This is a genomic window from Mycobacterium sp. (assembly GCF_050701675.1).
Lineage (GTDB): Bacteria > Actinomycetota > Actinomycetes > Mycobacteriales > Mycobacteriaceae > Mycobacterium.
Genome location: NZ_JBOGDD010001300.1, coordinates 1 through 5,278 on the forward strand (window position 1 = coordinate 1; position 5,278 = coordinate 5,278).

6 protein-coding genes are annotated in these 5,278 nt (G+C 67.1%); 5 read left to right on the top strand and 1 reads right to left on the bottom strand.

What is annotated here, in order from left to right; all coding sequences use genetic code 11:
* Positions 1-27: 27 nt before the first annotated feature.
* Positions 28-867 (bottom strand): F510_1955 family glycosylhydrolase, encoded by an 840-nt coding sequence (locus tag ACRDUX_RS40095; RefSeq protein ID WP_526422992.1) that lies wholly within the window; start codon positions 865-867, stop codon positions 28-30.
* Positions 868-1,007: 140 nt separating this feature from the next.
* Between ACRDUX_RS40095 and ACRDUX_RS40100 the strand changes: the two genes are divergently transcribed.
* The 5 genes from ACRDUX_RS40100 to ACRDUX_RS40120 form a co-directional block, all read left to right on the top strand.
* Positions 1,008-1,421, top strand: a complete 414-nt coding sequence (locus tag ACRDUX_RS40100) for a DUF6153 family protein (RefSeq protein ID WP_233165292.1) — start codon at positions 1,008-1,010, stop codon at positions 1,419-1,421.
* Between the two features lie 94 nt (positions 1,422-1,515).
* On the top strand, positions 1,516-2,172 hold the full coding sequence (locus ACRDUX_RS40105; RefSeq protein WP_526422994.1) for a DUF305 domain-containing protein: 657 nt from the start codon (positions 1,516-1,518) through the stop codon (positions 2,170-2,172).
* Between the two features lie 346 nt (positions 2,173-2,518).
* Positions 2,519-2,812: a metal-sensitive transcriptional regulator gene (locus ACRDUX_RS40110; RefSeq protein ID WP_056547365.1), complete on the top strand. Its 294-nt coding sequence runs from the start codon at positions 2,519-2,521 to the stop codon at positions 2,810-2,812.
* A 47-nt stretch (positions 2,813-2,859) separates the two neighbouring features.
* Positions 2,860-3,204 carry a heavy-metal-associated domain-containing protein gene (locus tag ACRDUX_RS40115; RefSeq protein WP_526422996.1) on the top strand — a complete coding sequence of 115 codons (345 nt, stop codon included), beginning with the start codon at positions 2,860-2,862 and terminating at the stop codon, positions 3,202-3,204.
* Between the two features lie 47 nt (positions 3,205-3,251).
* The coding region (locus ACRDUX_RS40120) for a heavy metal translocating P-type ATPase (RefSeq protein ID WP_526422998.1) at positions 3,252-5,278 on the top strand (2,027 nt) is incomplete at its 3' end.

Consider the following 5,278-nt stretch of genomic DNA (forward strand, 5'->3'; position numbering starts at 1 on the left):
CCCCCGCTCGCTGAGGGACCGAAGACCTCACCCCGTGGCGTCGGAGCGTTCCAGTACGTACACCGCATCGCTCGATGCGGCGTAACCCGTGCCGTCCGGCCCCGAGGTCAATGCCTGCACCGCGCCGACACGGCCTCCCTTGTCCCACGCGTCGCCGTCCGCGCTAGACCAGACGTATCCCGCGCCGTCGACGCCCCACAGACCGCGACTGGTGCCGCTGATCAGAGCCAGCGGCGGCGCGGCGGGCATCGCGGTGAACGACCGCCCGCCATCGGTACTGCGCGCCACACCATCGGGGGTCACCGCCCACACCCCTGACTGTGTGATGGTCAGTGCGCCCACCGTGACCTCGGCGCCTGTGGTCCACGTGACCCCACCATCGTTCGACGTCTGCAGTCCACGGCCATCGAAGGCCACCAACGACGTGCCATCGGTGGCCAGGACGTGAAAGTCAGTCGAACCGGACCGAGATTGGGTCGTCCATGTCTGGCCACCATCGGTACTGGCTCGCAGTCCCAGCGGGTTCGGCGCATCACTGGACGGACCGGGGTGCCCGGACGACACGAGGTCATCAGTGCCGGAGGCGCCGCCCAATCCCATGAAGTCGTCATCGGAATCACCGACCCGCGCGGTCGCGCCCGTAGCAACGTCGATCGAGAACAATCCGCTGTGCGTTCCGGCCAGCAACGTTCCACCCCTGGTGACGTGCAAGCCGTGCAGATGGCTGAGCGGAGCATCCAGGGGCACCGACACCGACGTGGTGAAACCCGCTTCGGCAGAGGGGGATTGCGGATTCGAGCAGGCCGCGACCGCCACAGTCAGTGCGCACGCCACAACCGTCGCGGCGAGCCGGGCAATCACCGTCATCCGACACCCCGCCCATCGCCGGCTGTCGGTGAAGTGGACGAGTTCATCGGGTCTGAGCATCCTGCATTCGGCGATTCACAACCGTCACTCTATACCCCTGTGGGGTATGACTTCCGGTGCCGACTATGCTGGCAGTCGTGATGACCGTGCGTGGGGTGGCACCGCTGCCCGCCGTCGCGCGACTCCTCCTCCTGGTGGCCCTGCTAGGCGGAATCATCACCATGCACGCCGTGGCGTTCACGCTCGGCCACGACCACGACGCGCAGCCCGCGATGGCAGCGACGAGCCAGCACCACACCACCGGTGGGCACGCCGCCCCGGCGCCCGCACCCTGTCACGGTGACGATTGCGGCCAGCAGCACACCGGGCTGCATGGCTGCGTCTTCATCATGACTGCCATCGCGATCATCGCCGGTCTGGCGATGCTGTGCTGGATCGGAACCCGCCACGCAGTGCTCATCGCGCCGAAGATCCGGCGCGCCCACCGCCGCCGTCAGCGTGCACCGCCCTGGACCGTGCTTTCCCTGCACCAACTGTCGATTCTGCGGGTCTGACAGGTAGTCACGTGTGGCCGCTCACGACGAGCAGGTCACCCATGGACACCTGTTCACATCACCCAGTCATCGACATTCGTAAAGGAAAGCAGTCATGTTCAGTTCAACCATCGCCATCAAGTCCACCGTGCTCGCCGCCGCCGTCGCGGCGGCCCTGACCGTTGCCGGCTGTACCGACACCGCATCCGACACCTCGGCATCCCCGACCGTCTCCAGTTCCACCGCGACGAGCGGATCGATGCCCGGAATGGATCATGGCGGCTCGTCGGCGTCAGCGGCGCCGAGTGCTACTCGCACCGACTTCAACGACGCCGACGTGATGTTCCTGCAGATGATGTACCCCCATCACGCGCAGGCCGTCGACATGGCCAAACTGGTGCCGAGCCGATCCCAGAATCAGCAGGTCATCACGTTGGCTCAGAACATCGAGAAGGCTCAAGGGCCCGAGATGACGCAGATGACCGGTTTGCTCGCGAGTTTCGGCAAGCCCGCGCCGTCGACGGAGATGTCCGGTCATGACATGCCAGGGATGATGTCCGCCGAGCAGATGACCAACCTGACGGGGCTGTCGGGCAAGGCGTTCGACCAGGTGTGGCTGCAGATGATGATCGACCATCACAGCGGCGCCATCGACATGTCCAACACCGAGCTGCGCGACGGCACCAACCCCGATGCCAAGAAGCTGGCCCAGGCCATCATCGCCAATCAGCAAGCGGAGATCACCCAAATGCGGGGAATGCTCGGGAGCTAACCCTCGGCGACCGACGAGGGGTGCTCGGCGGACAACCGTCCGCCGAGCACCCTGCGGCCCGTGTCTTCGAGCCTGACGACGGCACCCATGGGGGCGCAACTAGCCGGTGATCGCTCGACCAGGCCAGAAACCACGATCGCAACTACCCGTCTCAACGGCTTCCCACGTATCAGTCGAGCGCGCACCGCAAATCGAGCCAGCGGTTCTTCAGGTAACCCCGGAATACCACGTCGCTGAACGCCGCACGCCGCCACCGGCTGCCCGTCACCCTTGACGACTTGATACCCCTTAGGGGTATAGTCAGCGTCATACCCCCTGGGGGTACACGACGAGAACGGATCATCCCATGGAACACGCCGCACCCGGATACCTCCAGTCCAAGGACGCCCACCTCAAACGCCTCAGCCGCATCGAAGGACAGGTTCGCGGGTTGGCGCGGATGGTGGAGAACGACAGTTACTGCATCGACGTCCTCACCCAGATCTCGGCCGCCACAAAGGCCCTGGAATCCGTGGCGCTCGCGCTGCTCGACGAGCACCTCACCCATTGCGTCAGCGCCGCGGTCCAACAAGGCGGCGACATCGCTGATCAAAAAATCAGCGAGGCGTCGGCGGCCATCGCCCGCCTCGTCCGCTCCTGACCAAAACCGTTCTCCCACAACCTGCTTCACCACAAGAAGGACGTCGCATGACCAACCTGGACCTACGCGAACCGCTGCCGCTGCTACGAACCGAAGACGGCAGCTGCGGGTGCTGCGCGCCCCACACCACGTCCGTCCCGACAACTCCGGCCACGGGAACCCGGGACAGCACCGTCACCGCGTTCGCCGTTACCGGAATGACCTGCGGCCACTGCGTAGCCGCCGTCACAGAAGAAATCTCCGCGATCCCTGGCGTCACCGACGTGACCGTCGACCTGAAACCCGGTGCTACGTCGACGGTGCAAGTCACCAGCACTGCCGGCGTCACCGGTGAGCAGATCGCCGCCGCCCTCGACGAAGCCGGCGACTACCACCTCGCCGCCACTGATTGACCCGTTCAGCGACCGCACCCGCGTTCGCACCCACGAAGGGACAGGACATGAGCACCACCGATCACATCGCTGACCTCGCGCTGCCGCGCAGTATCGAGCTGTCGATCGGCGGCATGACCTGCGCGTCGTGCGCGGCCCGGATCGAAAAGAAACTTAACAAACTCGACGGCGTCAGCGCCACCGTCAACTACGCCACCGAAAAGGCCAAGATCAGCTACCCGGACTCCGTGGAGCCCGCCGATCTGATCGCCACCGTCGCGGCCACCGGCTACACGGCAACCGCACCCACCACGACATCCCACGAACCCGACGCCGACGCCGACGCCGTGCAGACTGCACCCGACGAGACCGCCGCATGGCGCACCCGCCTGCTGGTCTCGCTCGTGCTGACCATCCCGGTCGTCACGTTGTCGATGATCCCGATCCTGCAGTTCACCAACTGGCAGTGGCTGGCCCTGACGCTCGCCTCACCCGTCGTGGTGTGGGGCGCACTGCCGTTCCACCGCGCCGCCTGGGCCAACGCCCGTCACGGCGCCGCCACCATGGACACCCTGATATCCCTGGGCGTCGGCGCCGCCTACCTATGGTCACTGTGGGCGCTGTTCTTCGGACACGCCGGCATGCCCGGCATGCGCATGTCATTCACCCTCCTGCCCGACGCAGCGTCGGGTGCCGAACACATCTACCTCGAAGTCGCCGCCGCCGTCACCGTCTTCATCCTGGCCGGCCGCTACTTCGAAGCACGCGCCAAGTCGCAGTCCGGCGCCGCTCTGAAGGCTCTGCTCGACATGGGCGCCAAGGACGTCGCCGTGATGCGCGGCGGCGCCGAAACCCGCATCCCCACAGCACAACTCGCGGTCGGTGACACGTTCGTCGTGCGGCCCGGCGAGAAGATCGCCACCGACGGGGTCATCACCGAGGGCGCCTCGGCGGTCGACGCCTCAATGCTCACCGGCGAGCCGGTGCCGGTCGAAGTCCGCCCCGGCGACCACGTCACCGGAGCCACCGTCAACGCCGGCGGTCGACTCGTCGTAGAAGCCACCCGCATCGGCGCCGACACCCAACTCGCCCAAATGGCGCGCCTCGTTGAGGACGCCCAGAACGGGAAGGCCTCCGTCCAACGCCTCGCCGACCGGGTCTCGGCCATCTTCGTCCCCATCGTCATGACCCTGTCCGTGCTGACGCTGGCCGCGTGGCTGGCCACGGGCCACCCAGCCACCGCAGCATTCACCGCCGCCGTCGCGGTCCTGATCATCGCCTGCCCCTGCGCCCTGGGCTTGGCGACACCGACCGCCCTGCTCGTTGGCACCGGCCGCGGCGCCCAACTCGGAATCCTCATCAAGGGACCACAAGTCCTGGAGTCCACCCGCCGCGTCGACACCGTCGTGCTCGACAAGACCGGCACCGTCACCACCGGCCGAATGAACCTCATTGGCGTGCACCCTGCCGGCGGCGAAACCTCCACGCAGGCCCTCACCCTCGCCGGAGCACTCGAGGACGCCTCCCAGCACCCGATCGGCCACGCAATCGCAGCGGCCGCCGCACCCACCGACGGAACGTCGCTGCCCGCGGTCGAGAGCTTCGCCACCCACGACGGCTATGGAGTCAGCGGTGTCGTCGACGGGCACGCCGTGCTCGTCGGGCGGCGCAGCTGGCTCACCGACGACTGGTCGCTCACCACCCCCACAGTCCTGCTCGACGCCGCCGAGGCAGCCGAGGAACGCGGCCACACCCCGGTGTGGGTGGCCTGGGACGGAGCGATACGCGCGGTGATCGTCGTCGCGGACTCCGTCAAGGACACCTCCGCCGACGCGATCGCTCAGCTCCGCCAGCTCGGATTGCGCCCCTACCTCCTCACCGGGGACAACCGGCGCGCCGCCCACGCCGTTGCAGCCCAGGTCGGCATCGACGCGTCCGACGTCATCGCCGAAGTCCTGCCAGCCGACAAGGTCAACGTCGTCAAGGACTTGCAGGCCCGGGGACACATCGTGGCGATGGTCGGCGACGGCGTCAACGACGCGGCCGCACTCGTGCAGGCCGATCTGGGTCTGGCCATGGGAACCGGCACCGACGT